This window comes from Bradyrhizobium symbiodeficiens, from assembly GCF_002266465.3.
Lineage (GTDB): Bacteria > Pseudomonadota > Alphaproteobacteria > Rhizobiales > Xanthobacteraceae > Bradyrhizobium > Bradyrhizobium symbiodeficiens.
Genome location: NZ_CP029427.2, coordinates 3,609,759 through 3,631,314, shown reverse-complemented (window position 1 = coordinate 3,631,314; position 21,556 = coordinate 3,609,759). Strand labels below are relative to the sequence as shown.

Sequence of the window (21,556 nt, the reverse complement as noted above, 5' to 3'; positions counted from 1 at the left end):
TGCAACCCGCCACATCGGCGGGGCTCGAATCACGCGTCTTAAGAGAATGTTCTCAATTGGACGCGACGCGAATCTTTCGACTCAAAAGATAACACTCCCGGTTGCGAGGCATAGACAAAAAAGAGATTCGGCGGAACCTATGAACAGCTTGCACAGCCGCGAATCAAACTGACGCCTCAATTGGCGACAAAGGGCCCGAGCGCTTCGCCGATGTCGTCGTGGATGACGAGGTCGGCAATGTCGTCCTGTTCGGTCGGCTCGCGGTTGATGATCACCAGACGGGCACCGGCGTTCTTCGCCATCATCGGAAAGCCCGCCGCGGGCCAAACCACGAGCGAGGAACCGATCGCGATGAAGAGATCGCAGGCTTGCGACAGCGCGGTCGCGCGCTGCATTTCATCGTCGGGCATCATCTGGCCGAAGGAGATCGTGGCGGTCTTCACCGGTTCGTCGCAGGCAGTGCAGTTGGGCGCGAGGCCATCGCCGTCGAAGCGATGCCTCACCCAATCGAGCGGGTAGGCCTGCCCGCATCCGATGCAGCGCGCGTAAGTGGTGTTGCCGTGGAGTTCAATCACGTGCTCGCCGGCGAAGCCGGAGGCCTGGTGCAGATTGTCGATGTTCTGGGTGATGACGGCGGGAACCTTGCCGGCGCGGTACAGCGAGGCCAGCGCGCGATGGCCGCGGCCGGGCTTCGCCGCAGCGAACACCTCCTCCATCGCAAAACGGCGGCGCCAGGATTCGTCCCGCGCCTCCTGGCTCGCGACAAACTCGTCGAACGGGATCGGACGGTTGCGCGTCCAGATTCCGCCCGGCGAGCGGAAGTCGGGAATGCCGCATTCGGTCGAAATGCCGGCGCCGGTGAACGGCACGATGACCCTCGCCTCGGCGATCATCTCGCCGAGCCGTTCAACGCCGCTCTGAAGATCCGATGCAATCAATCGCAACTCCCGATTCGTTTTGCCTGACAGCAACGAGCGCAAGCGACAAGATTGCTGACGCTCTTATCAAGAGCTAACGCGATGCGCTCGGCAATTTTTTCCGACCCGCGCATATCACAATCCTGCAATGCCTCCTCCCCATTGACGCCCCATTCGGGAGCATCAATGGATGTGTCAATGCGACTCAAGATGATGCGGCGGCAGTGCTTGGGTTCAGTAGCAAACTCGAGGGGATGGCTATGACCGAAGACGAAGAACGCAAAGCCCGTGAGCGCGACGAGATCGCCGCCCGTGTCGCCGCCTTCCGTGCCACGCAGGAAAAATTCAAACGCGAACGCGATGAGTATTTCGTGTCGACCTTGGAGAACGCCCGCAAGGTCGAACGGCCCTCGCTCTGGCCGTAACACGCCTCCCGATCAATGCGCATGAAAAAAGCCCGGAGCATCGCTCCGGGCTTTTCGTTTGAGAATGGCTACCAATGGCGCCAATGGTGATGGTGCCGGTAGTACGGTCCGCCGCCGTAATAGGCGTAGGGTCCCGGTCCGTAGTAGCCGGGGCCGCCATAATAGCCGTAGCGGGGGCCATATCCGTATCCGTAGGGCTGAGACGCTGCGACGGCGCCCGCGGTGATCGCGCCGGCCGCAAGGCCGAATGCGAGGCCCGGGCCGATGCCGCGCCCGCGCGCTTCGGCAGGCACAGGGGCCGCGACCGCGGTAACGCCGACGGCTGCAACCGTGGCCAGGACTGCCAGTGTTTTCTTCATGCTTCTCCTCCTTCGCGTCTTGCCGAGATAACGACGAGCGCGTGCGATGGTTGCGCAGCGGCGCGGAACCGGGCGGGACAAAAACATTCGATACGGCCGGAACCAAATCGCCGGCCGCGGATTGCCTCGTCAAGTGCGTGAGCCTCCGCTATCCGGTTGAGGCGACGGCACCGAGACCCCGTCAGCATCTCCGCGATGCCGGCGGGGTTTTCAATTTCACGGGAGCAGATGGCAGCAGACGAAGATTGCTGCCAGCGGGGCGAACGACCGAGGAGGAGAGTTTGCCGTTATCCGCTTTGCTGGCCCGTATCCGCAGGCTGGTTCCCCGATCCGACGATCGGCACTACGACGAGATCGTTCGCAACTTCGGCGTCGGCACGCTGCACCCGCCGCCGACGCCGATGAGCGATGGCGAGCTGGCGCGGGCGATCGCCGAGTTCCTGAAACAACAGCCGTCGAGCGAATCCGTCGCGACCCTCGGCCGCCGGCTCGACCCCTCCTCTCCGCTTTGAGTTCTCTTTGCGTTTTCGTACAGGAGCATGAAACCAGAATTGCGCGCGGCCGTTGATGCCGTCTTCAGGCAAATCAGAAGAGGCCGACATGCCCGTGTGGCTGGAAGTATTGCTCAATTTGTCCGGCTATGCCGGCTTCGTGGCGCTCGCCTCGCACGGCGGAGCATCAGCCTCCGTGCGTACCGACGAGCATATCTGTGGCGACGGGCGCTAGCGGGCATGTCGCGCTCTAGTTGGCGTGCGCTGGCTGGCCCGCCGTGCGTACCAGCCGGTCGGCCTTGACCGCGACGCGCGTGTCCTCGAACTGCGGCCGCAGCGAGAAGCTGATCAGCACGAAAGCGAGACAGAACAGCGTGCCGACGATCGCGACGCGCCGGTAGGTGTGGCGGTCGCCCTGGTAAAAGGACGGCTCTGAAAAAGGCGTCATGGCAAAATTGCTTCTTGGCAAAGGTCGTTTCTTGCTTGTCCTTGCCAGACACCTACCGCAACGAGCGCCAGGCGCAACGCGATTGGGCTTTTAACCTAACCGAATAGGGTTATCGGTTTCGGCGCAAACTCTCGTTAGGAATTGATGGAAGTCTCCCATCGATGAGCAGCGATGGGTCTTGCGTGAAGCTGAGACTTGCCGCGCTCCACCCGACTGGCTTTGTTCCAGCTTCGACACCATTTCGTTCTCGAAGAACGAATCGGAATCGAAGAAATCGGCGCGGACCAGGTCTTAACAAAGCGTGCGTGCGCGACGATCCGATCACGTCGCGTCGGGAGACGATGCATCGGGAGATTTCGATCCCGGTGGCGGCACTTGCGGCACCGACGGCTTGCCTTTGCGCAAGCGCGGGTGCCGATCGTACCAGAACACTTTCGCGATCTCGGCGAGAAACCAGCACGCATTCATGTCGCTCTCCCTCGCCTCACCGCTTACGGAGGAGGCGAGGACGCGACTGTGCGAAGCATCACGCTGTCTCGTTATGATACGCGCGACACCGTCGCCGCCGGCAGGCACAACATGTTCTGCATCCGACTCCATTTCGTTCTCGAAGAACGAATCGGAGTCGGAAAAATCAGCGCGAATCGATTCCTAACGATCGATGAAAGCGCGCGCCGCGATCTCTTGAGCGGCGGCACTCGGCACAATCTTCGGCGGCAGGAATTTCGAGACGACCGCGAACACGATGACGATCTCACGGCAAGGTTCGCATCGAAAGCTGTTGGTGGAAGTCGCCATCATCGGCTTGGCGCATCGCGGGCATGTCATGCAGGCCGAACGCTGACGGCACATCTTCGTTCCTGAAGCATCAGCGGCGAATGCTTGCGCCGCAGCGCCGCCCCACCAAGGCGACCTTCAAAATGCTCGCCCCGTTGCGGCTGCGACAACCGTCCGATCAAGCGCGAGCGGTCCGATTGAGGCCGCACTTGCCGTGTGCCCGATGTCGTCGGCGTCCACCGGCGCAGGTCAAGCCGCCCGCTTCGCTCTGCTCTTCTCCGAAAAGCATTCCAGGATCTGGATGCGCAGCTCTTCCGCTGCCGGGCCCTCGAGCTTCCGGAGCTCGTTCCAGAGCCTGATCACTTCGCGCTGCTTTTCGACGGTCATGAGTCACCTCCCAAGCGGTCCTAAGGTGGCTCACTAGAACAAAATAGGAACAAAAAGTCTAGTCCCCGGCGCGCGATTTCCCGGCATGTCGCATTGAACCTTTTCAACGCCCCGTGGACCCATGGAAGCTGGGGATTTCAGCGCCCAGTCATATCGCAGCGCCGCGGTGGACGAACATATTCCGTCATCGCGGCGCTGTTGCTTTTTGGGTTTTCAACTTTAAGTTAGTAATAAGGCTGGCGGCCAGGCGCTGAAAATCCCAACGCCGTCAGCCCGAAGAGCCCCGTGCGAAAGCGCGGGGTTTTTCTTTCGAGCCGTGTCGGGCTGGAATGGCGCGGCGGGCTCTGCGGTTCGTCCCGATCGTCATGGTGATGTTCGGGACCGCAATCGCCGAGCACCGTCTTGTCTTCAGTCCTCGCGTTGCGGCATCACCCGGCCGCAACGATATCGCCGGCGCCTTAGACGGCGTCCTTGGCGACCTTCAGCGGCGAAGCCTTCACCGACTTGCTGGCGGGCTTGGCCGCGAACTGCATCGGCTCCTTGGTGAAGGGATTGACGCCCATGCGGGCTTCGGTCGCCGGCTTGTTCACGACCGACATCTTCGCGAAGCCGGGAATGACGAACTCACCGGACTCGTTGAGCTCCTTGTAGCCGACCGTGGCCATGTACTCGATCACAGACTTCACGTCGTTCTTCGAAAGCTGCGTGCCCTCGGCAATTGCATCAATCAATTGGGTCTTCGTCATCTTCGCCATGTCTGAATTCCTTTGAAGGGGTGCGCGCGAATACTCTGTTGTGACGCGGCCGGACCGCGGAGGCGCGCTTCTGATTCATGCCCGAGGTCATGAAGTGACGGGCTTAGAGCCTATCAAGGGCAAAAACGCAAGCAGGGCTTCTGCGGGGTTCCCGACTTCCTGTGCAAGGTGCCGCAGGGACACGCAATTTCCCTTTGAACCATTTTGCAGCTGGCGCGTCATATCATTGAAGTCCCCAAGCTTCACCCCACCAGAAAGCCCCGCTTCCCCCAGGCGGGGTTTTCGCTTTTGGGTCATGGCAGAACGCTCCTTCTGCCTGTAATGGTCTGAAAGTTTTCCAAGGGGTGTTCATGAAGGTCGCTATCGTCATCGCAGGCTTGATCGTCGTTGCCGTCGCAGCCCTCGTTGCGATCCAGCCCAGCTTCCTGAAGCCTGCCTCCCTCGCCCTGGTGAAAAAATCCGACATCTTCGGCTTTTCGCCCGGAATGACATTCGACGAGACCAGCAAGCTCGTCAGTCAACGCCGCTATCTCTGCCGCCGAGGCCACGACTCCTACACCTTCGACTGCGACATCAACGGCGCCAAGGTTTCGGTCGACAGCGACGAGACCGACGCCAGGCACAAAATCTGGCGGGTCAAGGCGGAGTTGAACAATCCGGGGGCACAGGACGCTGCCGTCAAATCGATCTCCGACCAGTTCAACGCGGAAGCCATCAGGGAGCGCGAGGGATGGACATGGATCGTCGGCCGCGGGCTCAAGCTGAGCTATGACGGCCTCGCCTTGAACCTCGTCGACGAGGCCGCCGAGGCGCGGCTTCGCAACAAGGAAGTAAAGCGCTAGAGCCTGAAGTCACCTCGTCGTGAAACCTGTGGCCCGGCACGCCTTGTTGACACTTCAGTAACCCAACGCCGCCAAGCTCCATTCAGTCTCGTTGCGTTGGAGTAACCCCACAGTGCTGGATTTTGAAGAGCTGCGTGAACTCGCGGCTGATGTTCGTGTCTTCGTCGACGTCGCCGAGGACAAGGCCGAAGCGCTCAGAGCCGTCATCGCGGCCTATGACGTGGTGCTGGCGATCTTCCCCACCGAGGAAGGCATGGGCCTTCATGTCATCAAGGGCAGCCAGATCCTGGACACGATTGCAAACTCGAGGACCCATGCGGTCTACAGCCATACGGCGATCGCAGTCCCCGACCTGCAACACGCCCAGGCGCTCAAGCTGCTGACGGCCCCGGTCGAGCAACGGATTGCGGCCTAAGCTGCATCCCAAGAAAGCGAGCCGCCGTCTTCCTCGTACGAACGCGAACTCGTACGAACGCGAAACGCGTTCGCACGCGGATTTCGCATCAACGACATCTCAGCGCGATGACGATTCATCCTCATCGCATCGCGCCCGAGCTGGAACCCTCTTCAGAAATAACTTTCCCCTCGATGGCCCGATTTAGGAACAGGACTTCCGCCCTCCAGTTGGTTCATGCAAGCAACAGGAGTTCACAATGAAGAAGTTCATGATCGCTACCGCCGCCCTCGGTCTGATGTGCGGCTCTGCTTTTGCGCAGAGCGGAACCGGTCCTGCGCCGCAGTCCAACAACATGCAGAAACCCGGCATGACCAACACGGACAAGGGCTCGATGCACAACAGCACGACCGGCATGAGCAATGACGGCATGAACAAGGGTGGAATGGTGAAGCCCGACGCCTCCGGCCAGGGCGGCTCAGGCCCGGGCAGCGACCAGGGCGGCACGAAGACCCGCAGCAACATGAAGTAAGCCGGCGTCCTGCCCGGCTCACGTTCCGGCCGCGTCGTTCTCCACAGAACGGCGCGGTCGTCTCATGCCGACGCTTCAGACGGCGTTGCCGTTCGAGTCGCGAGACAAGGCAACCGCATCCCAGGATCAACGAGGCGAGAAGCTCGCCTGTCGCGATGCCTTACGACCCGCGCTCGTCAGTGCCCCAACAACAAGACCGCAAAACCGATCACGATACAGCCAAGGCCGAAGATCGCGGTCACGATCTCGACGACGCTTTCCAGGCCGAAGAACCTGACGATTGCGCTCCATGCGGCAGACAGGAGCATATCCACGATAGCGCTGATCAAGGCCTGGAGCATACGAATGAGTCGCGCCTGTCCTCACCGGAGTTCAGTGACATCGGATTAAATACGTCCGCGGGTCACTACCAGGTGTTGGGATCGTCAACCGCATGTACAGGCGATCACGCAAAACCCTTGCGGTAGCTGCGCACGATCGTAAGCCGGTATTCTTCTGCGGACGAAGCCGCCCTTGCCGGCTTTTCCAGCTTGGTGCTTTTGCTTTGGCATCGTTCGAACTCATCGCGTTTTTCTCGTTTTGCGATGTCGTCCTGAGCCCTTGTCTCCAACGACTCCCCGGCTTCGGGGCATTGCTTGTTGTCTCCGCGAGCAATCGAATGACGCAACGCGGTGAGCGCTCTGGCAATTCGTAATTCCGTAATTGGGGTCGATCCCCACGCCATGATGACCGCCCGCCCTTGCGCTTGTCATTCGATTGAATTACATTGCCGTCGAGGATCCCAGGAGGCGCCTATGGCCGCAAATGCCCTTGTCCAGACCCGCATCGACGCGAAAGTCCGTGATCGCGCATCTGCTGTGCTTGAGGGTATGGGGCTGACGGTATCGGACGCGGTACGCATCCTGCTGACCCGGACCGCCAACGAGGGCGCGCTGCCGCTCGAACTCGTCACGAACAGCAAGGCTCACGACGCCTGGTTTCGCGCGAAGGTTCTGGAAGCGTTGAACGACACACGGCCCGATACCTCTGACGAACAGGCCGACGCGCATTTCGCCGAGCGGCGCGCGGCGGCCCGACGCAGAACGGATGAACTGGAGTCGTGAACCTCGTCTGGTCTGCCTTCGCGATGTCGGACCGCGACGGCATCTTCACTCACATCGAGGCCGAAAATCCTCGGGCGGCCATCGCGCTCGACGAACGTATCGCCGCGGCTGCGCGTCGACTTGTCGAGTTTCCGGAAAGTGGGCGTCCCGGCCGTGTCGCCGGCACACGCGAGCTCGTCATTGTCGGCACACCGTATGTCGCGGCCTATACCGTAACGGAAGCTTGATCCGGATATTGCGCATCCTGCACGGCGCCCAGCAATGGCCCGATGAGCTTCCGGAAGATTGAGCCTGCAAGCCGCATGGGCTGCGACTTCAATTACGGGGACAGCCCTCGCCGTAACTCGTAAATCGAATGAGCGCGTAGGATGGGTTGTGCGAAGCGAAACCCATCGAGGACCTTGTTGCGCGACGAAATATGATGGGTATCGCAAGTGCTCTACCCATCCTACGAGCTATTTGTATTGGGTCGAATTATTCCGGAGGTGAGCCCGGGCAGTGCGACACCCGACGAACTGAGCTGGCTCCACGACATGAAATAGATTGCAAGGGCAAATAGATGGCAAGGGCGCGAACTCCTGACCGGGACCCAGTGAGCTATCTTCTGAAGAAGGCACCCACCATGAAGGGTCTAAGTCCGACAGTTGCGCCGTCAGATCGAGGGGCGGTTTGCTGACGAGATGAGGGCACGAATTAATACCTTTGACGAATTCAAAAAGTATAGGTCGCACCGCCGCTAGCTCACTTGTGCAGAATAGTTAGGACGCTCACCCCGACCTGAACCAAGAACTTCCAGTTGCGGGAAACGAAGCGGCGGACTTTCGAAAGGGTCTTCACAGGCAAGCTCCATCGTGGCGCGAAACGACACCGCGCAGGATTGACAGGGTGCCTGGGGAGAGCGAAAATCTATGGTGTTCGGTCGGAGACCTTCGGGACTCCTCCAGGCGTCGGGTGGTGTTTGTCGAGAACACCATCCGACTCCGAACATGGGGTAGAACGTGACTTCGGCGCAAGAGTCCGCTGCATTACCTCCCCACCTGTGAACAGCTTCCACATTTTCAGGAATTCCGCCGGCACGTCATAGGTTTGGGCTGGGGAAAAGTTTTGCTTGGGTGATTCGCGGTGTGTGCATAAGCCAAGTTTCCGGTGGATACGTCCTCTCATTTATCAACCTGCACCTGATGCGAGACGAATCTCCGAGGGAGTTACTGACGCTCGCCGCCTACGGCGACCTCCTTCCCCGCTGATAGACTTATCTCCACGGAGAGGTCAGCGGCGGCGGAGACACGGGGCGTGTTGAGGCCGTGCGGGCCGCCCGGAGTGAAGACAGAACGCATGGCACGCAGTTGGCACGTAACCACCTGCCCCTAATGGATTTTACTGCTATTCATTGCCTCCGGCCGCCTCCTGCGCCTGACAAGCAACAAACGTTCTTAAGGAGTTCACTGAAATGCGATACCTCCACACCATGCTGCGCGTGCGCAATCTCGATGTCGCGCTGAAATTCTATGTCGATGCTTTCGGGTTGAAGGAGGTGCGGCGGATCGAGAACGACAAGGGGCGGTTCACACTGGTGTTCCTGTGCTCGTCGGACGATCTCGATGCGCTGAAGAAGCAACCGCAAACGCGCGGCGCGCCGCTGGTCGAGCTGACCTGGAATTGGGACGAGGAGAAATATGGCGAGGACCGCTTCTTCGGCCATCTCGCCTACGAGGTCGACGACATCTACGCGACCTGCGAGAAGCTACAGAAGGCCGGCGTCACCATCAACCGCCCGCCACGCGACGGCAACATGGCCTTCGTCCGCTCGCCGGATCTGCACTCAATCGAGCTGTTGCAGAAGGGCGAGCCGAAGCCGCCGCAGGAGCCCTGGGCATCGATGCCCAACACCGGCCATTGGTAGGCGCAAAACGCTGGAACAAGCCCTCGCCGCCCGCGTTCACTCTCCGACAATTCAATTGGAGGAGGACATCATGGGACGCGGAATTCTGTTGTGGATGCTGGGCGTGCCGATTCCGGTCATCATTCTGTTGTGGCTGTTCTTCGGCCGCTGAGCGACGGATTAGACTGGCCGGGTTGGTTTGCAACGAAGCTCCGCCTCGGGCGGAGCTTTTTGCATGAGGGCGCGCCGCAATCGCCCATCGCGCGTTTCAGGAAATTCCGCTATCACCCGCGGCAAGCGACAAAGCCGCGGGGGAGACGCTTCATGCCGGACACCAAGCTCACGATCTGGGGCCGCGCCAATTCGGTCAACGTGCAGAAGGTGCTGTGGTGCCTGACCGAGCTTGCCCTTCCCTATGAGCGCATCGACGCCGGCATGAGTTACGGCCGGACCCGCGAGACCGATTATCTCGCGATGAACCCCAATGCGCGGATCCCGACTCTGGTCGAGGGCGATTTCGTGCTGTGGGAGTCCAATTCCATCATGCGCTATCTCTGCCTCGCGCATGGCAGCGGCACGCCGATCTACCCGGAGGCGCCGAAGAGCCGCGCCTCCGTCGATCGCTGGCTCGACTGGACGCTGTCGACCGTGCAGCCGGTCGACCGCCCGGTGTTCTGGGGCATCGTGCGCACGGCGCCCGCCGAGCGCGACATGATCCAGGTGCAGCGCGATGCCGATGCCGCCGCCGAGGTCTGGGCGATCGCCGACCGCCTGCTCTCTTCACGCCGCTTCATGGAAGGCGATGCGTTCACGCTCGCCGACATCGCGCTCGGCTCCTATGCGCGGCGTTGGCTCGGTGTCGAGGGCATCACCCGGCCGGCCCAGCCGCATCTAACGCGCTGGCTCGCCGAGCTCGGCCAACGGCCCGGATTTGCGCAACATGTCGCACCGCCGATGTCGTGAGCCGGGCAGCGCTGTGCAAGCTGCGGCGAGAGCGCGATGATTCAGCGTTTCGGCGCAATCCTTGGGCGTCACCTCAGCACTTGACGGCTACTGTGCATGGGGTTGTTTTCGCGTTTTTTGTTTTGGCTCAGCGCCAGCCCCGCTCGACCAGCAGCACGCAGACGATCAGCACCAAGGTCACCACAGCGGTCGCCAGCCGTGCCGTCCAGCTCAGGCCGCGGCCGACCCACCACAGCAGCGCGCAATACATCAGCACGGGGACGACGAGGTCGAGGCGCAGCAGATCCTGAGGCATCGGCTCTAGCGCCTCACGGTGGTGTCGATGCTGATCGAGCCGCCGATCTTCACGCAGGTGCCGGTGCCCTCGACCATGACGAAGCGCGGACCGTAATTGGCGCAGGAGCCGGCTTGGGCCTTCCCGGCCGCGCCCTTCAGCGGCAGCGCCTTGCCGGCCTGCGGCCGCTCATTGGGCGGAAGACGAAGGGCCTCCGTCGCCACGGCGGGTGTGGCCAGCAACGAGATCAGGGTGAGGAGCGGCGCGCGCATGACCGCGTTCTAGCCCGGAGCTGCGCCGCGCGCCATCGGGGCGGCCGCGGCTGCGATCAGATGAACTTGATGCCGGCGGATTTGCCGCGGCGCCAGACCACCTGGCAGCTCCGCCCGGTGCGCGCATCGCGTGCGAAGGCGAGCCGAATCACGCCAGGGAGCTGGCTCGCGTCCTCGTCCAGCGTGATCTTCGCGCCGGAATCCGAGATGTCCTGAACCAGGCACTGCCGCGCGGCGAAGCCGCCGTCGAGCGTGATCCAGGCTTGCCGCGACAGCAGCTTGCGGGCTGCGCGCTTTTTCGGCGGTGGCATTGGAAATCTCCCCTCCCAGCGCTACGCAGGGAACCCTAAGAAACCGTTGCGTTCGCCTCCGAATGATCCGGGTCCGGCGCTGTCCACTGCCGGCGAAAAGACCGTTCCTGAACGGCTTGCCCGGAGCCAGAAAGGCAACTATACGTTCGCCCGCTGCAAGCCGCCGGGCCCTGTTCGGCGGCCAGTGGCCATGCCGGCAAAATCGGCGGGGCCCTGTGTTTGCTCCCTTCGTCTATCGGTTAGGACGCCACCCTTTCACGGTGGAGAGAGCGGTTCGATTCCGCTAGGGAGCGCCAGGCAGCCCGGTTTCCCCCTCACCTCTGCTCCAGAAAGCTGCTGCGCACCTTCGCGCAGGCGAGCCCGACGGTATAGACGTGGGTCCCCTCGATCACGCAATGGTCCGGGTTGAGCGCCAACAGTCCGATCGAACTTTCGGCATCGAGCACCACTGCCGAGCGGACGATGATGCAGGGATAGTCCGCCCCGAGCTTGGCGTAGCTGTACGGTCGAAAGTTGTTCTTCAGGACATGCGTATAGCCGTTGTGGTCCAGCAGCGGGACCCTGAAAGCGCTCGCATACGCCGCGGAAAACCTGTCCCGCATCGGCTGGTCGCCCCAGAGCTGCAGCGTCATGTCCCAGCCGTGATTCATGTCGTTCTCAGGCGCGCGCACGAACATGCCGGAGACGTTGGCGCAGGCGGGACCTGCCGCGACCACGGCCTTCGAGAGCCGGGCCCCGATCGCGTTCAAGTGAGACGCCTGCAGCGCTGCGGCGCGGGCGTCGACCAGCGTCATCGCGCTCATGGCGGCACACAGGCCGCCCGCAAGCAGGCTGAGCGCGACCGGAGGGACAGCCGGGACCAGCCGTCGGACCTGCACCACGATCAGGACCAGCACACCGCCGGTCAGGACCCACGGCGCCATCATGTAATGCAGCGCATAATGCTTCGACGTCGCCACGAGATGGGCTGCATGGATGAGGACGGCGGCACCGAGCGTCAGGCTGACCGGATCGCGCCAGCTCCGGCGCCCGATCCACCAAGCCAGCGCCACGGCCGCCGCTGCAACGTACACGCCGAACACGAGCGGCGCGGCATTGATGATCTCGGCCATGTTCGACCAGAACATTCCGAAATCAATGAAACCGGGCTCGCCCTCGCCGTAATTTCCCTTGTGGGTGGCGATTTGCACGAGCCATCCGAACCCGCGCGTGATCGTTCCCGGATTGAAGATCAGGCTGAAGCCAATGAAGCCGATCGCCCCGGTGATCGCGGCGGCGACGAACGCGCGCCTGTTTCGCAGCAGACACACGGCGAACAGCGCCTGCGGCAGATAGAGATATTTCGTCGAGAACCCGAGCGCGAAGATGGCTCCGCATACGATGCCGAGACCCGTCGACGGCGGATGCGCATCGAGCGTGGCCTTGATCACGATCGCCATGCCGAACAGCGCGAACGCTGCCATCAGGCTTTCCGGCGCAAGCACCATCTGGAAGTGAAATGCGTCCGCGTGCACGAACGCGCCGGCCTGAAACAGCATCGCAGCGATCGCGGAGTGCGTCGTCCGGCCGACGATGATCCCGCCGGCCAGCAGCGCGGCCGTGAGCACCAGCGCTTCGCCGGCTCGCGCCGCCCATGTGATCGCGTCGTAACGTTCGAGCCCGAACGCGACGATGTCCCCGGCCCTGGCGAGCAGGGCCCAGCCCCGGACGATCAGTTCGACGAGCAGCGTCGTCGTCGTTCCCGGATGATCGAATTTCAACGAGCCGTATCCCGCCGCCGCCACCAGCCCGTTCATGGTGTACGCCGATTCCGGATCGACCTGGACGCCCCAGACGGCCTGGTAGGTCGAATAGAGCAGCGTCGCCGCCAGATACAGCGACGGCGCAATGAGGATCAGCAGTATTCTGATCCTTCCACTCACACGCGCGTCGGGAAAGCAGCAATCGTCCGGCATCATCGTCGTTGAACCGTGGTTCACGCGCTTTAGATCGCCTTGATCTTGAGGAAGGCGAAAGCCACCATCTTCAGCAGCATCCAGCCATGGCGAAACCTGGAGATCTGGGTTTCACCATACGTGCGCGCGGCATAGCGGATCGGAAGATCCACGGATTTCAGGTTGAGCTTCGATGCGCCGAAGATCAGGTCGAAGTCGCCGAACGGATCGAAATCACCGAAATAGGCCTTGCCGGCCTTCAAGCGCTGATAATCGCTGCGGCGCAGGACCTTGGTGCCACACAGGGTATCGGTATAGCGCTGATTGAGCAGCCAGGAGAACAGATAGGAAAATATCTTGTTGGCGATCAGATTGAGGAAGCGCATCGCGCCATCGTCCATGGGATAGACCAGGCGGGATCCATTGACGAACTCGCCCTTGCCCGCCAGCAGCGCCTCGACGAATTTCGGAATCTGCTCCGGCGGCATGGTCAGGTCGGCGTCGAGAATGATCAGCACGTCGCCGCGCGCCGCGTCGAACGCGGTGAAGACGGCGTCGGCCTTGCCCTTGCCGGGCTGGCGCATCACCTTGATGTCCTTGGAGGGATACGCCTGCCTGACCCGCTCCATCTCCTCGAAGGTGCCGTCCTGGCTGTGGCCTTCGATGAAGATGATCTCGATGTCGCAGCAGAAGTCGGGAATTCGCAGGACCGCGGGCTCGATATTACCGCGCTCGTTGCGCGCCGGGACGACGACGGTGGCCGAGGCGAACTCTTCCCTCGCCCTGCGGATCGACCGTGCGACCAGATAATGCCGAAGCGCCAATTGGCGGATTCCCGGCAGCACGCTGACGAAACGATTGAGAAAACGCCCGAGCCCGAACATCCGCACCGGCGAGAGCACGCGCTGCTCCGACTTCACCGGATCGAAATCCGCAAGCCTGGCAAGGCTGCGCAGGTCGGACGGCGACAGCACGTTCTGGTCCGGGTGCGGCATCCGCAGGCCGACGAATTCGGCGAGTTTCAGCAGGGGGTACCACAGATGCGAGAAGTACCCGATCACCAGCCGCGTATCCCGCGTGCAGAACGGATGCAGCTGGGCGATGAACTTCTGACAATCCTCCATCGAACCGATCGTATCGAGGACGAGGATGTAGTCGAACGGACCTTGCAGCGCATCGAGCGTCGCGGGGTCCTCGACATCGCCTTCGACGAAAGTGAGACCGGCGTGGCGCTGCCGCGCGATCGCGATTTGCTTGCGACAGAAATCGACCCCGACACCGTGTGATGGCGCGAGACTCGCGAGCGTATCGCCAATGCCGCAGCCGATGTCGAGGACGCGACTTCCCGGCGGAATCAGGAACCGGAGATAGCGTTCATCCTCGTCGTGAAAAAAGCTGTTCTTCGCGCGCCATGCCACCCGGTCCGTGGCGATACGGTCGGCGTGATCGAGAATGCCTGCCTTCCGCGGCGACGGGCAGCCGGACGTTACCGTCACGTCCATGGCAGGACGCAGGTTTCATTGAGCCTGCCCGAACTGAAATTGACTACAAAATCCAACACCGCGGCGCGCGACGCCGCAGCCACAAAAATAGACATCAATAGGGTCCCCCAGACCTGCCGGTACTCAAGCGCAACTGTGGGGCGAGATCAACAAGAAGATCATGACCAAGCATTGCCGCCGGACGCGGAGCACCTTCGGCAGGAACGCGAAATCACCCCCTGCGGATTGCTGAAATCCGCCGCCAACTCGCCCTCGGCCCTGGGCGACAAGCGGCAATATCCGTCACCCCGCATGAACCTCCCCGGCCCTTGCCTCCGACCAACGTCCGGAAGGAACCGCCTCGCTCGCCGCGATGGCGTCACGGATTGAAGGATCTGGTTCGGCTTATGGAGCAGCGTAAGTCGACCCCGGAAGGCCACTCCGGCACCCCCGCGATGACGACCACGCCACCGGCATGGATGCGCCGTACGGCGCCATATTCGCCGGACCGGCGCGCCAAAATGCTGGAGCATCTGGCACGCGCCAGATCGCTTCCGCAGCCGCAGCCAGAATTTGCTCCGGCCGCACCTGGGCTGCCGGGCCGGAGCGCCAAGGATATTCTCGGCGATCTCATCGGCTACGCCGTCGTGTTCGGTATCCTCGCTTTGCTCTTCCAGTCGCGCATTCCGCTCTATCTCGGCGCGTTCGTCGTCCTGACCGACGCCGATCGCATCGAAAGCGCACTGGCTACGATCGGTATCCGCTTCGAGCCCGAAACGATCGGCCCCGACATCGTCAAGCGCTCCGCATTCTTGTTCGGCTGGTTCGCGTTGCTTGCCGCCTTGAAAGGCTCCGTCCCGGCCTGGCTCGCGCCATGGATGCCTTCCGCCGAGTCATGGTCTTTCATCGCCGGTATCGCACTCCTGCTCGCCATCGTCGAAGCACTCACGGCGCTGGCGATGCGGCGTGCATTGCCGCCGCTGGGATTGGAGATCAGCCGGAACGGCCTGACATGGACGACGATCCAGCTCGTCCTGGCCGTGGGCACGCTGGCTTTGCTGGTGCTGTTCGGATTTCTCTAGGTGCCGCAGCGCCTCGTTGCTTCACTGAGCTACCGAGCCCTCAATAACGAGTTTGTGAGACGGCCTGAAGCCTAACGGGTCTTTTTGCCGCGTATTCCGCTACGCCACCGAGGCGCGCATTTACCGGAAATTTACCCCTGCTCCTGAGTGCCGGTATCATTCACTTAGAATTTGGCCTCTACCGTGGAATTACGGAAATAATCCGAAACACGATTGGCCCGCATGTCCGTCGCAGAGTTCCTCAGGCAACGAGCAGTGGAAGTCACGGTCAGCGGCAGCTACTCGCTGTCCCGCTGGTACGATTGCGAGGGCAAGCTGCGCAGCTTCGCCTGCCGCACCAAGCGCGTTTCGCCCTTCCGGATGATCGTGGACGTGCCTGTCGTCGGCAAGGTCGGAGAGCGCCTCACCTCCTATTTCCAGGATTTCGGCGAATTCCAGTGCACGATCAGCGCGACGCTGAAGTCGGGTTTCCTGATGGAGCTCGACATGACGCGGGCGCGGCGAGCCTGGATGTCGGAAAAGCTCACCTGGCTCGAAAAGAAGCAGAAGGACGACAGCGTCAGGGAACTGCGGCGCGACGCACGTTTCGTTCCGCAGGTCTCGCACACCGTCCTGACGCTCGCCGATGGCCACACCTATTCCTGCTTCATCATCGACGTCTCCACGGCGGGGGTGGCGATCTCCTGCGAGTACGACCCACCGGTGGGAACCCCGCTTGCCGTCGGCGCCTGCGTCGGGCGGGTCATCCGCAAATTCGACAACGGCTTTGCGGTCAAATTCGCCGAAAAGCAGCCGCGGGACGACCTCGTCCGCCTCATCGTGCGCTCGCCGCTGCAGCAGTCGGCCTGAAGCCGGCCCGACCGATTTTAACCTTTTCTTAACTAAATACTGGAGATGGCATCGCTCGCGCGGTAGGGTGTGGCTCAGCACGTCCGCAATCACTGCGGGCCCCGAGGATCGGAAGTCCTGGAATGTCCATCGCCGACGCCGAGTTCGCCCCGGCAGAGATCGCGCCGAACGCACCCGCTACGTCCAAACCGCAGCTTCCACCCGGCGTCGTCACCGAAGGACCGCTGGTTCAGGCCAAGCTGCGCGAGAGCTATCTCCTGCTCGGCATCCTCTATGTTGGCGCGGTCGCCGGCATCGTCTGGGCCGTGACGCAAGGCGTCGGCAAGGTCGAGCTGTTCACATTCGCCTGGATGTTCGCGCTGACGACATTCGGCATCGGCGCCGGCATGCACCGCCTGTTCGTCCATCGCAGCTTCCGCACCGGCCCGATCATGCGCGTGTTCTTCTGCGCCATCGCCCAGATGGCGATCCAGGGATCGATCGCGAAATGGGTCGCCAACCACCGCCGCCATCATCTCTACGCCGATGACGTCGGCGATCCCCACAGCCCGCAATTCGACGGCTTCGGCAATCGCTATGTCAGCGCGCTCAAGGGCTTCCTGCACGCCCAGGGCAGCTGGGTGTTCGACCAGGCGACCACCGACAACGAATACTACGCCAAGGACATCCTCGCCGATCCGATCGCGATGTTCTTCGTGCACACGCGCTGGGTCTGGTACGGGATGTCGGCCGTCTTCATTCCCGGCGTGATCGGCTACACCTTCGGCGGCGTGCACGGCATGATCGGCTGCGTGCTGTTCTCCGGCCTGCTCCGCGCCTATCTGCTGATCCTCACCAGCCAGCTCACCGGCTCGGTCTGCCACGCCTACGGCTATCGCCGCTTCGAGGTCGAGGACGCCTCGACCAACGAATTCGTGACCACGATCCTCACCTTCGGCGAGGGGCTGCACAACAACCATCACCGCTTCCCGCGGGACGCCTACATCTCGCACGCCTGGTGGGAGATCGATCTCAACGGCCTGATCATCCTGGGCATGGAGAAGATCGGCCTCGTCCACGACGTCTTCCACGCCTCGCACCGTCAGCTGGAGCGGGCGGCCGAAGCAGAGGCAGCCTCGACGGCGCGCTGAATCGGCAGGCAGCGGCCACCGCCACGCCGTCTTGCCTCCGCATCGCTGCCCTATCGCGGCCCCATTGCGGGATCAGCTTTTGAACGTCCGTGCCTTGGGGCCGGACGTCATTTGCAGACTTGCGATCGGGGGACCGAATGGCAGTCACGATTGATAAGATCACAGTCGACAAGATCACTTGGGACAGGGTCGGCCGGGTCACCGAGCCCGGACGCTACATGTACACGTTCGGCTGGCTCACCATCACCGCCGGCGATCTGGAGATCTGGAAGCTTTACCCGCAGGCCGCGTTCACGCTGCTGACGCAGCCGGGCGAGGCTGACGCATCCCTTGGCGAGGAATTCCATCTCGGCGCCTTCGACGTCGCTCCCGGGGCGCCGCCGCCGTTCACCACGCACTGAAGGCGGAAAACGCCGGCCGTTCCGGAACGGATGGCACGGGCGTTGCTTTATCAACGCCATGATACACATCCCCGCCGTGGACCAGGCCTTCCTGCTGTTGCTCATCGTCTTCTGCCTCGGTACGTGCCTCGTGCGCGTCTTTTGGGAGCTGGAGCAGACGCGGACGCGCCGGATCGCCTCACCGCCCCGTCAGGGACCAACGAAGCGCAGCTAGCTGGCCTCCCTCGCGCACGGCTGCGTGGTGAATCGAAGAAATTTGCGCACGTCCTTGATCCAGCTTGCCAATCGCATCCCGACCTCGGTCGGGCTGTCGTTGCCGCGGATGACGAACGGGTGCTGTCATGCGATTGATTACGCGTGTATTTTGTCCCCACGGGCGACTGCAGATGAACGGAAGCGATCACGTTCATTAAGCGAGCCGACAGCAAGGGCATGACAGATGGTCGCATCGGTCAATGTAGATAAGCGGATCAAGGGAACCTATTTTCGGCGCCGATGTACCTGATTGAAGCATTGCCCACCGTCATCGGAACGGCCGCCATCGCCCCGGCGCTGCTGATGCTGTGGCTTGTCATCGCCGCCGAAGAGCGCCCGGGCCCGCCGGCCCAGGTCTGGACCGCGTTCCTGTTAGGAGCGGCCAGCATTTCGCTGCTGGGCCTCGCCCGCGCGCCCTTCGCCAAGATGGTCGCAGCCCCCGATGACCCCTGGGCGGCCCTCGCCATGCATTCGATCTTCGGCGTCGCGCTGCCCGAGGAAGCCGTCAAGGTGATCGCCATCGTGGTGATCTCCTCGGCCAAGCGGCGGACCTTCGCCAATCCGATGGATACCGTGGTCTACGGTGCCGCGGTCGGCCTCGGCTTCGCCGCTTACGAGAACCTGGCTTATCTGGTTCAGCACGCCGAGATGTGGCGCTCGTTGGCCGCCTTGCGCAGCGTGCTGACCGTGCCGTTCCACGGCGCGCTCGGCATCATCGCGGGCGCTTACCTGACGATCGCGCGCGCCGGGACGGCACTCGGCGCGAACCGCCACCATCGCGACTGGGCCCGCCTCTCCAGCCGCCTGCTGATGCTCGCCGGCCCGCTCGCGCTGCATTCGGCCTTCGACTTTCCGCTGCTGACCCTGCAAAGAATGCCCGACCTCGATCCGACGCTCCGGATGTGGCTCGGCGCCGCCAGCCTCCTGATCGGCTTCAGCTCGATCGCCTTCGCGATCCGCCTGGTTCGGCGCGTCGCCCGCCACCACGCCCCCCGGACCGACGTCGCGCGGGAGCGGCTCAGCCAGCTCCGCCGGATGTGGGCGCTGCTGCTTGCCGGCGGCGGAGTCGGCTTTCTCGGCCTCGCCTTCGTGCTGACCTCGATCCATCACTGGCTCATCGACCCCGAGCGCAATCTGACACTGGCCCTGATCCCCATCGGTTTCGTCTCGATCCTGCTCGGCCTGGCGCTTCTGATTGCCACAACGGCGATCTATGTTCTCGGCCGCAACCGCATCCGCACCACCGCGGAAGGTTTTTCCTCGGCGCCCGGCGGCGGGTGAGCCGCGGGATGGCAAGCGCGCCGCGCGCATACTAGATTGAGCGCTGACCTTTCGACCTGGAGCCTGCCGATGACGTCGCCCGAAGATTTTTCACGGCTGCAATCCATGATGGGCCGGACGGTCAAGGCCCACTGGAAGGCCTTCCTGTTCGAGGGCATCCTGCTCGTCATTCTCGGCGTCGCGGCGCTGATCCTGCCGCCGCTCGCCAGCCTTGCGATCGCGATCTTCCTCGGCTGGATGTTCCTGATCAGCGGTATCGGCGGGCTGATCGTGACTTATTGGGCGCGCAGCACGCCGGGATTCTGGTGGTCGCTGATTTCGGCTGCGCTTGCCGTGCTTGCCGGCCTGCTGCTGCTGGCCCGGCCGATGCAGGCCGTGCTGACGCTGACCATCGTGGTCGGCGCCTACTTCCTGGCCGAGGGCGTCGCCACCATCATGTACGCGCTGGAGCACCGCCGCGAGCTCAGCGGCCGCTGGTCGTGGCTTCTGATCTCGGGTCTCGTCGACATCGCGATCTCCTTCATGGTGATCACGGGACTGCCGAGCTCGGCGGAATGGGCCATCGGCGTCCTCGTCGGTATCAACCTCCTGTTCGGCGGCGCCAGCCTGATCGGCATGGCGCTGGCGGCGCGCAACAGCAACACCTGAACCGCCTCGTCACCTGCCGCGCCGATTGGGGGGTGACAATCCGCCGATGGCGCGCTATATGCCGCTCCATGATCACCGTCGCCACCAGCTATTTTTGGTACTTTAGCTACGACAGCTCGCTGGCGGCAGGAGGATCGCGCTCAATCTGAATATTGAAGCAAACGTCCGAACAAGCCGCCAGACCTGGCGGCTTTTTTATTGGCCGGCAGGTTCGAAACAAACAGGAGCCCGCCGTGCTGAGCACGACCGACGATCTTCGTATCCGCGAACTGAAAGAGCTGAGCACGCCGGAAGAGGTGATGCGGGAAGTCCCGCGCACGCTCACCGCGACGCGCGTGGTGATGGCCGCGCGCAACGCCATCCACGCCATTCTCGCCGGCCAGGACGACCGCCTGCTGGTCGTGGTCGGCCCCTGCTCGGTGCATGACTCCAAAGCCGCGCTCGAATATGCCGAGCGACTTGCGAGCTTGCGCGAAGAGCTCGCCGACCAGCTCGAAATCGTGATGCGCGTCTATTTCGAGAAGCCGCGCACCACCGTCGGCTGGAAGGGCCTGATCAACGATCCCGATCTGGACGGCAGCTTCGACATCAACAAGGGCCTTCGGCTGGCGCGCAACGTGCTGTCGGCGGTGAACAATCTCGGCCTGCCCGCCGGCACGGAATTCCTCGACATGACGACGCCGCAATACATTGCCGACCTCGTGTCCTGGGCCGCGATCGGCGCGCGCACGACCGAGAGCCAGATCCATCGCGAGCTGGCCTCGGGCCTGTCCTGTCCGGTCGGCTTCAAGAACGGCACAGACGGCAATGTGCGGATCGCGGCGGACGCTGTGAAGTCGGCCTCGCATCCGCATCACTTCATGGCGGTGACGAAACTCGGCCGCTCGGCGATCGCCTCGACCGCGGGCAACGAGGACTGCCACATCATCCTGCGCGGCGGCAGCAAGCCGAACTACGACGCGGCAAGCGTCGCGGCCGCCTGCAACGAGCTGACCAAATCCGGCGTCGCACCGCTGGTGATGGTCGATGCGAGCCACGCCAATTCGAGCAAGAAGCCCGAGAACCAGCCGCTTGTGGCGGCTGACATCGCCGGCCAGATCTCAGGCGGCGAGAACCGCATCATGGGCGTGATGATCGAGAGCAATCTCGTTGCCGGCCGCCAGGACGTCGTGCCGGGCAAGCCGCTCGTCTACGGCCAGAGCATCACCGATGGCTGCATTGATTGGGCGGCCACCGCGACCGTGCTCGAGCAGCTCGCTGACGCGGTGGAGGTCCGCCGCAACCTCCGCGGTGCAGGCCTGCATGAGCGGTCGGCATAGGGATGACGTGACGAAGCGTCGGTCGCGGGCCCGTTATCAACCTC

The 21,556-nt window shown here is 62.7% G+C and carries 29 protein-coding genes, 1 tRNA gene and 1 pseudogene; 18 read left to right on the top strand and 13 right to left on the bottom strand.

The features are described from left to right. Positions 1 to 176: 176 nt before the first annotated feature. Positions 177 to 938, bottom strand: coding sequence for an SIR2 family NAD-dependent protein deacylase (locus CIT39_RS16785; RefSeq protein ID WP_162308532.1), 762 nt, complete (start codon positions 936 to 938; stop codon positions 177 to 179). A 239-nt stretch (positions 939 to 1,177) separates the two neighbouring features. Between CIT39_RS16785 and CIT39_RS16780 the strand changes: the two genes are divergently transcribed. Then, positions 1,178 to 1,342 carry a hypothetical protein gene (locus CIT39_RS16780; protein WP_162848652.1) on the top strand — a complete coding sequence of 55 codons (165 nt, stop codon included), beginning with the start codon at positions 1,178 to 1,180 and terminating at the stop codon, positions 1,340 to 1,342. 68 nt (positions 1,343 to 1,410) lie between these two features. Here CIT39_RS16780 and CIT39_RS16775 read toward each other — a convergent pair whose 3' ends face one another. Beyond that, the gene (locus tag CIT39_RS16775; protein WP_094974263.1) at positions 1,411 to 1,701 is read right to left on the bottom strand and encodes a hypothetical protein; all 291 of its coding nucleotides are present in this window, start codon (positions 1,699 to 1,701) and stop codon (positions 1,411 to 1,413) included. 41 nt (positions 1,702 to 1,742) lie between these two features. Between CIT39_RS16775 and CIT39_RS16770 the strand changes: the two genes are divergently transcribed. Together CIT39_RS16770 and CIT39_RS16765 are read left to right on the top strand one after the other, a co-directional pair. After that, the gene (locus tag CIT39_RS16770) at positions 1,743 to 2,213 is read left to right on the top strand and encodes a hypothetical protein (protein WP_244607594.1); all 471 of its coding nucleotides are present in this window, start codon (positions 1,743 to 1,745) and stop codon (positions 2,211 to 2,213) included. 88 nt (positions 2,214 to 2,301) lie between these two features. Beyond that, positions 2,302 to 2,427, top strand: coding sequence for a hypothetical protein (locus CIT39_RS16765; protein ID WP_256471481.1), 126 nt, complete (start codon positions 2,302 to 2,304; stop codon positions 2,425 to 2,427). Positions 2,428 to 2,442: 15 nt separating this feature from the next. Here CIT39_RS16765 and CIT39_RS16760 read toward each other — a convergent pair whose 3' ends face one another. The 4 genes from CIT39_RS16760 to CIT39_RS16745 all read right to left on the bottom strand — a co-directional run bounded on the left by CIT39_RS16760 (position 2,443) and on the right by CIT39_RS16745 (position 4,559). Beyond that, the gene (locus CIT39_RS16760; protein ID WP_094974265.1) at positions 2,443 to 2,640 is read right to left on the bottom strand and encodes a hypothetical protein; all 198 of its coding nucleotides are present in this window, start codon (positions 2,638 to 2,640) and stop codon (positions 2,443 to 2,445) included. A gap of 321 nt (positions 2,641 to 2,961) precedes the next feature. Further along, positions 2,962 to 3,108: a hypothetical protein gene (locus CIT39_RS16755; RefSeq protein WP_162848651.1), complete on the bottom strand. Its 147-nt coding sequence runs from the start codon at positions 3,106 to 3,108 to the stop codon at positions 2,962 to 2,964. 558 nt (positions 3,109 to 3,666) lie between these two features. Further along, a complete protein-coding gene (locus tag CIT39_RS16750; RefSeq protein WP_162848650.1) occupies positions 3,667 to 3,804 on the bottom strand; it encodes a hypothetical protein in 138 nt (45 codons plus the stop codon). A 458-nt stretch (positions 3,805 to 4,262) separates the two neighbouring features. Continuing rightward, positions 4,263 to 4,559, bottom strand: a complete 297-nt coding sequence (locus tag CIT39_RS16745) for an HU family DNA-binding protein (RefSeq protein WP_094896974.1) — start codon at positions 4,557 to 4,559, stop codon at positions 4,263 to 4,265. 350 nt (positions 4,560 to 4,909) lie between these two features. On the opposite strand from CIT39_RS16745, the gene CIT39_RS16740 reads away from it, so the two are divergent. The 3 genes from CIT39_RS16740 to CIT39_RS16730 all read left to right on the top strand — a co-directional run bounded on the left by CIT39_RS16740 (position 4,910) and on the right by CIT39_RS16730 (position 6,327). Next, positions 4,910 to 5,401 carry a hypothetical protein gene (locus tag CIT39_RS16740; protein WP_094974267.1) on the top strand — a complete coding sequence of 164 codons (492 nt, stop codon included), beginning with the start codon at positions 4,910 to 4,912 and terminating at the stop codon, positions 5,399 to 5,401. A 112-nt stretch (positions 5,402 to 5,513) separates the two neighbouring features. Next, a complete protein-coding gene (locus CIT39_RS16735) occupies positions 5,514 to 5,816 on the top strand; it encodes a hypothetical protein (RefSeq protein WP_094974268.1) in 303 nt (100 codons plus the stop codon). A gap of 238 nt (positions 5,817 to 6,054) precedes the next feature. Next, positions 6,055 to 6,327: a hypothetical protein gene (locus CIT39_RS16730; protein WP_094974269.1), complete on the top strand. Its 273-nt coding sequence runs from the start codon at positions 6,055 to 6,057 to the stop codon at positions 6,325 to 6,327. Between the two features lie 176 nt (positions 6,328 to 6,503). On the opposite strand, the gene CIT39_RS16725 is transcribed toward CIT39_RS16730, so the two are convergent. After that, positions 6,504 to 6,668: a hypothetical protein gene (locus tag CIT39_RS16725; protein ID WP_155526021.1), complete on the bottom strand. Its 165-nt coding sequence runs from the start codon at positions 6,666 to 6,668 to the stop codon at positions 6,504 to 6,506. 104 nt (positions 6,669 to 6,772) lie between these two features. Beyond that, the gene (locus CIT39_RS16720; RefSeq protein WP_140479522.1) at positions 6,773 to 7,051 is read right to left on the bottom strand and encodes a hypothetical protein; all 279 of its coding nucleotides are present in this window, start codon (positions 7,049 to 7,051) and stop codon (positions 6,773 to 6,775) included. 70 nt (positions 7,052 to 7,121) lie between these two features. On the opposite strand from CIT39_RS16720, the gene CIT39_RS16715 reads away from it, so the two are divergent. From CIT39_RS16715 to CIT39_RS16700, 4 genes and pseudogenes are all read left to right on the top strand, one after another. Beyond that, positions 7,122 to 7,430, top strand: a complete 309-nt coding sequence (locus CIT39_RS16715) for a type II toxin-antitoxin system RelB/DinJ family antitoxin (protein WP_094974270.1) — start codon at positions 7,122 to 7,124, stop codon at positions 7,428 to 7,430. Then, a pseudogene (locus CIT39_RS16710) lies at positions 7,427 to 7,719 on the top strand (type II toxin-antitoxin system RelE/ParE family toxin). The gene CIT39_RS16715 and the pseudogene CIT39_RS16710 overlap by 4 nt, the downstream one beginning before the upstream one ends. Positions 7,720 to 8,880: 1,161 nt before the next feature. Next, a complete protein-coding gene (locus CIT39_RS16705; protein ID WP_094974271.1) occupies positions 8,881 to 9,333 on the top strand; it encodes a VOC family protein in 453 nt (150 codons plus the stop codon). Positions 9,334 to 9,636: 303 nt separating this feature from the next. Further along, positions 9,637 to 10,275 (top strand): glutathione S-transferase family protein, encoded by a 639-nt coding sequence (locus tag CIT39_RS16700; RefSeq protein WP_094974725.1) that lies wholly within the window; start codon positions 9,637 to 9,639, stop codon positions 10,273 to 10,275. Positions 10,276 to 10,402: 127 nt separating this feature from the next. Here CIT39_RS16700 and CIT39_RS16695 read toward each other — a convergent pair whose 3' ends face one another. The 3 genes from CIT39_RS16695 to CIT39_RS16685 are packed head-to-tail and all read right to left on the bottom strand — an operon-like array spanning position 10,403 to position 11,132. Continuing rightward, complete coding sequence (locus CIT39_RS16695; protein WP_094974272.1) at positions 10,403 to 10,570, bottom strand: hypothetical protein; 168 nt, start codon at positions 10,568 to 10,570, stop codon at positions 10,403 to 10,405. Between the two features lie 5 nt (positions 10,571 to 10,575). Then, entirely contained in the window at positions 10,576 to 10,821 is a 246-nt protein-coding gene (locus CIT39_RS16690) for a hypothetical protein (RefSeq protein WP_094974273.1), read from the bottom strand. Between the two features lie 56 nt (positions 10,822 to 10,877). Continuing rightward, entirely contained in the window at positions 10,878 to 11,132 is a 255-nt protein-coding gene (locus CIT39_RS16685; protein WP_094974274.1) for a PilZ domain-containing protein, read from the bottom strand. 221 nt (positions 11,133 to 11,353) lie between these two features. Between CIT39_RS16685 and CIT39_RS16680 the strand changes: the two genes are divergently transcribed. Further along, positions 11,354 to 11,428 (top strand) — tRNA-Glu (locus tag CIT39_RS16680). 18 nt (positions 11,429 to 11,446) lie between these two features. Here CIT39_RS16680 and CIT39_RS16675 read toward each other — a convergent pair. Continuing rightward, positions 11,447 to 13,111, bottom strand: coding sequence for a hypothetical protein (locus CIT39_RS16675; RefSeq protein ID WP_148667317.1), 1,665 nt, complete (start codon positions 13,109 to 13,111; stop codon positions 11,447 to 11,449). A 5-nt stretch (positions 13,112 to 13,116) separates the two neighbouring features. Further along, positions 13,117 to 14,568, bottom strand: a complete 1,452-nt coding sequence (locus CIT39_RS16670) for a glycosyltransferase (protein ID WP_094974276.1) — start codon at positions 14,566 to 14,568, stop codon at positions 13,117 to 13,119. Positions 14,569 to 14,954: 386 nt separating this feature from the next. On the opposite strand from CIT39_RS16670, the gene CIT39_RS16665 reads away from it, so the two are divergent. The 7 genes from CIT39_RS16665 (at position 14,955) to CIT39_RS16635 (ending at position 21,512) form a co-directional block, all read left to right on the top strand. Next, positions 14,955 to 15,629, top strand: coding sequence for a hypothetical protein (locus CIT39_RS16665; protein WP_162308531.1), 675 nt, complete (start codon positions 14,955 to 14,957; stop codon positions 15,627 to 15,629). 222 nt (positions 15,630 to 15,851) lie between these two features. Beyond that, positions 15,852 to 16,478 carry a PilZ domain-containing protein gene (locus tag CIT39_RS16660; protein ID WP_094974277.1) on the top strand — a complete coding sequence of 209 codons (627 nt, stop codon included), beginning with the start codon at positions 15,852 to 15,854 and terminating at the stop codon, positions 16,476 to 16,478. Positions 16,479 to 16,600: 122 nt separating this feature from the next. Further along, entirely contained in the window at positions 16,601 to 17,608 is a 1,008-nt protein-coding gene (locus CIT39_RS16655) for an acyl-CoA desaturase (RefSeq protein WP_094974278.1), read from the top strand. Positions 17,609 to 17,745: 137 nt separating this feature from the next. Further along, a complete protein-coding gene (locus tag CIT39_RS16650) occupies positions 17,746 to 18,009 on the top strand; it encodes a hypothetical protein (RefSeq protein ID WP_162308530.1) in 264 nt (87 codons plus the stop codon). 495 nt (positions 18,010 to 18,504) lie between these two features. Then, a complete protein-coding gene (locus tag CIT39_RS16645) occupies positions 18,505 to 19,545 on the top strand; it encodes a PrsW family intramembrane metalloprotease (RefSeq protein ID WP_094974279.1) in 1,041 nt (346 codons plus the stop codon). A 69-nt stretch (positions 19,546 to 19,614) separates the two neighbouring features. Then, positions 19,615 to 20,193 (top strand): HdeD family acid-resistance protein, encoded by a 579-nt coding sequence (locus tag CIT39_RS16640; protein WP_094974280.1) that lies wholly within the window; start codon positions 19,615 to 19,617, stop codon positions 20,191 to 20,193. Positions 20,194 to 20,426: 233 nt separating this feature from the next. Further along, positions 20,427 to 21,512, top strand: a complete 1,086-nt coding sequence (locus tag CIT39_RS16635) for a 3-deoxy-7-phosphoheptulonate synthase (RefSeq protein ID WP_094974281.1) — start codon at positions 20,427 to 20,429, stop codon at positions 21,510 to 21,512. The last annotated feature ends 44 nt before the right edge of the window (positions 21,513 to 21,556 follow it).

Excerpts from the sequence above, each read along its gene's own strand:
- CIT39_RS16670 (WP_094974276.1), bottom strand. The coding sequence starts at position 14,568 with ATGGACGTGACGGTAACGTCCGGCTGCCCGTCGCCGCGGAAGGCAGGC.
- CIT39_RS16740 (WP_094974267.1), top strand. The coding sequence starts at position 4,910 with ATGAAGGTCGCTATCGTCATCGCAGGCTTGATCGTCGTTGCCGTCGCA.
- CIT39_RS16750 (WP_162848650.1), bottom strand. The coding sequence starts at position 3,804 with ATGACCGTCGAAAAGCAGCGCGAAGTGATCAGGCTCTGGAACGAGCTC.
- CIT39_RS16720 (WP_140479522.1), bottom strand. The coding sequence starts at position 7,051 with ATGGCGTGGGGATCGACCCCAATTACGGAATTACGAATTGCCAGAGCG.
- CIT39_RS16780 (WP_162848652.1), top strand. The coding sequence starts at position 1,178 with ATGACCGAAGACGAAGAACGCAAAGCCCGTGAGCGCGACGAGATCGCC.
- CIT39_RS16730 (WP_094974269.1), top strand. The coding sequence starts at position 6,055 with ATGAAGAAGTTCATGATCGCTACCGCCGCCCTCGGTCTGATGTGCGGC.
- CIT39_RS16700 (WP_094974725.1), top strand. The coding sequence starts at position 9,637 with ATGCCGGACACCAAGCTCACGATCTGGGGCCGCGCCAATTCGGTCAAC.
- CIT39_RS16775 (WP_094974263.1), bottom strand. The coding sequence starts at position 1,701 with ATGAAGAAAACACTGGCAGTCCTGGCCACGGTTGCAGCCGTCGGCGTT.
- CIT39_RS16755 (WP_162848651.1), bottom strand. The coding sequence starts at position 3,108 with ATGAATGCGTGCTGGTTTCTCGCCGAGATCGCGAAAGTGTTCTGGTAC.
- CIT39_RS16745 (WP_094896974.1), bottom strand. The coding sequence starts at position 4,559 with ATGGCGAAGATGACGAAGACCCAATTGATTGATGCAATTGCCGAGGGC.
- CIT39_RS16660 (WP_094974277.1), top strand. The coding sequence starts at position 15,852 with ATGTCCGTCGCAGAGTTCCTCAGGCAACGAGCAGTGGAAGTCACGGTC.
- CIT39_RS16650 (WP_162308530.1), top strand. The coding sequence starts at position 17,746 with ATGGCAGTCACGATTGATAAGATCACAGTCGACAAGATCACTTGGGAC.
- CIT39_RS16725 (WP_155526021.1), bottom strand. The coding sequence starts at position 6,668 with ATGCTCCAGGCCTTGATCAGCGCTATCGTGGATATGCTCCTGTCTGCC.
- CIT39_RS16715 (WP_094974270.1), top strand. The coding sequence starts at position 7,122 with ATGGCCGCAAATGCCCTTGTCCAGACCCGCATCGACGCGAAAGTCCGT.
- CIT39_RS16665 (WP_162308531.1), top strand. The coding sequence starts at position 14,955 with ATGGAGCAGCGTAAGTCGACCCCGGAAGGCCACTCCGGCACCCCCGCG.
- CIT39_RS16765 (WP_256471481.1), top strand. The coding sequence starts at position 2,302 with ATGCCCGTGTGGCTGGAAGTATTGCTCAATTTGTCCGGCTATGCCGGC.
- CIT39_RS16705 (WP_094974271.1), top strand. The coding sequence starts at position 8,881 with ATGCGATACCTCCACACCATGCTGCGCGTGCGCAATCTCGATGTCGCG.
- CIT39_RS16760 (WP_094974265.1), bottom strand. The coding sequence starts at position 2,640 with ATGACGCCTTTTTCAGAGCCGTCCTTTTACCAGGGCGACCGCCACACC.
- CIT39_RS16690 (WP_094974273.1), bottom strand. The coding sequence starts at position 10,821 with ATGCGCGCGCCGCTCCTCACCCTGATCTCGTTGCTGGCCACACCCGCC.
- CIT39_RS16640 (WP_094974280.1), top strand. The coding sequence starts at position 19,615 with ATGACGTCGCCCGAAGATTTTTCACGGCTGCAATCCATGATGGGCCGG.
- CIT39_RS16645 (WP_094974279.1), top strand. The coding sequence starts at position 18,505 with ATGTACCTGATTGAAGCATTGCCCACCGTCATCGGAACGGCCGCCATC.
- CIT39_RS16655 (WP_094974278.1), top strand. The coding sequence starts at position 16,601 with ATGTCCATCGCCGACGCCGAGTTCGCCCCGGCAGAGATCGCGCCGAAC.
- CIT39_RS16695 (WP_094974272.1), bottom strand. The coding sequence starts at position 10,570 with ATGCCTCAGGATCTGCTGCGCCTCGACCTCGTCGTCCCCGTGCTGATG.
- CIT39_RS16685 (WP_094974274.1), bottom strand. The coding sequence starts at position 11,132 with ATGCCACCGCCGAAAAAGCGCGCAGCCCGCAAGCTGCTGTCGCGGCAA.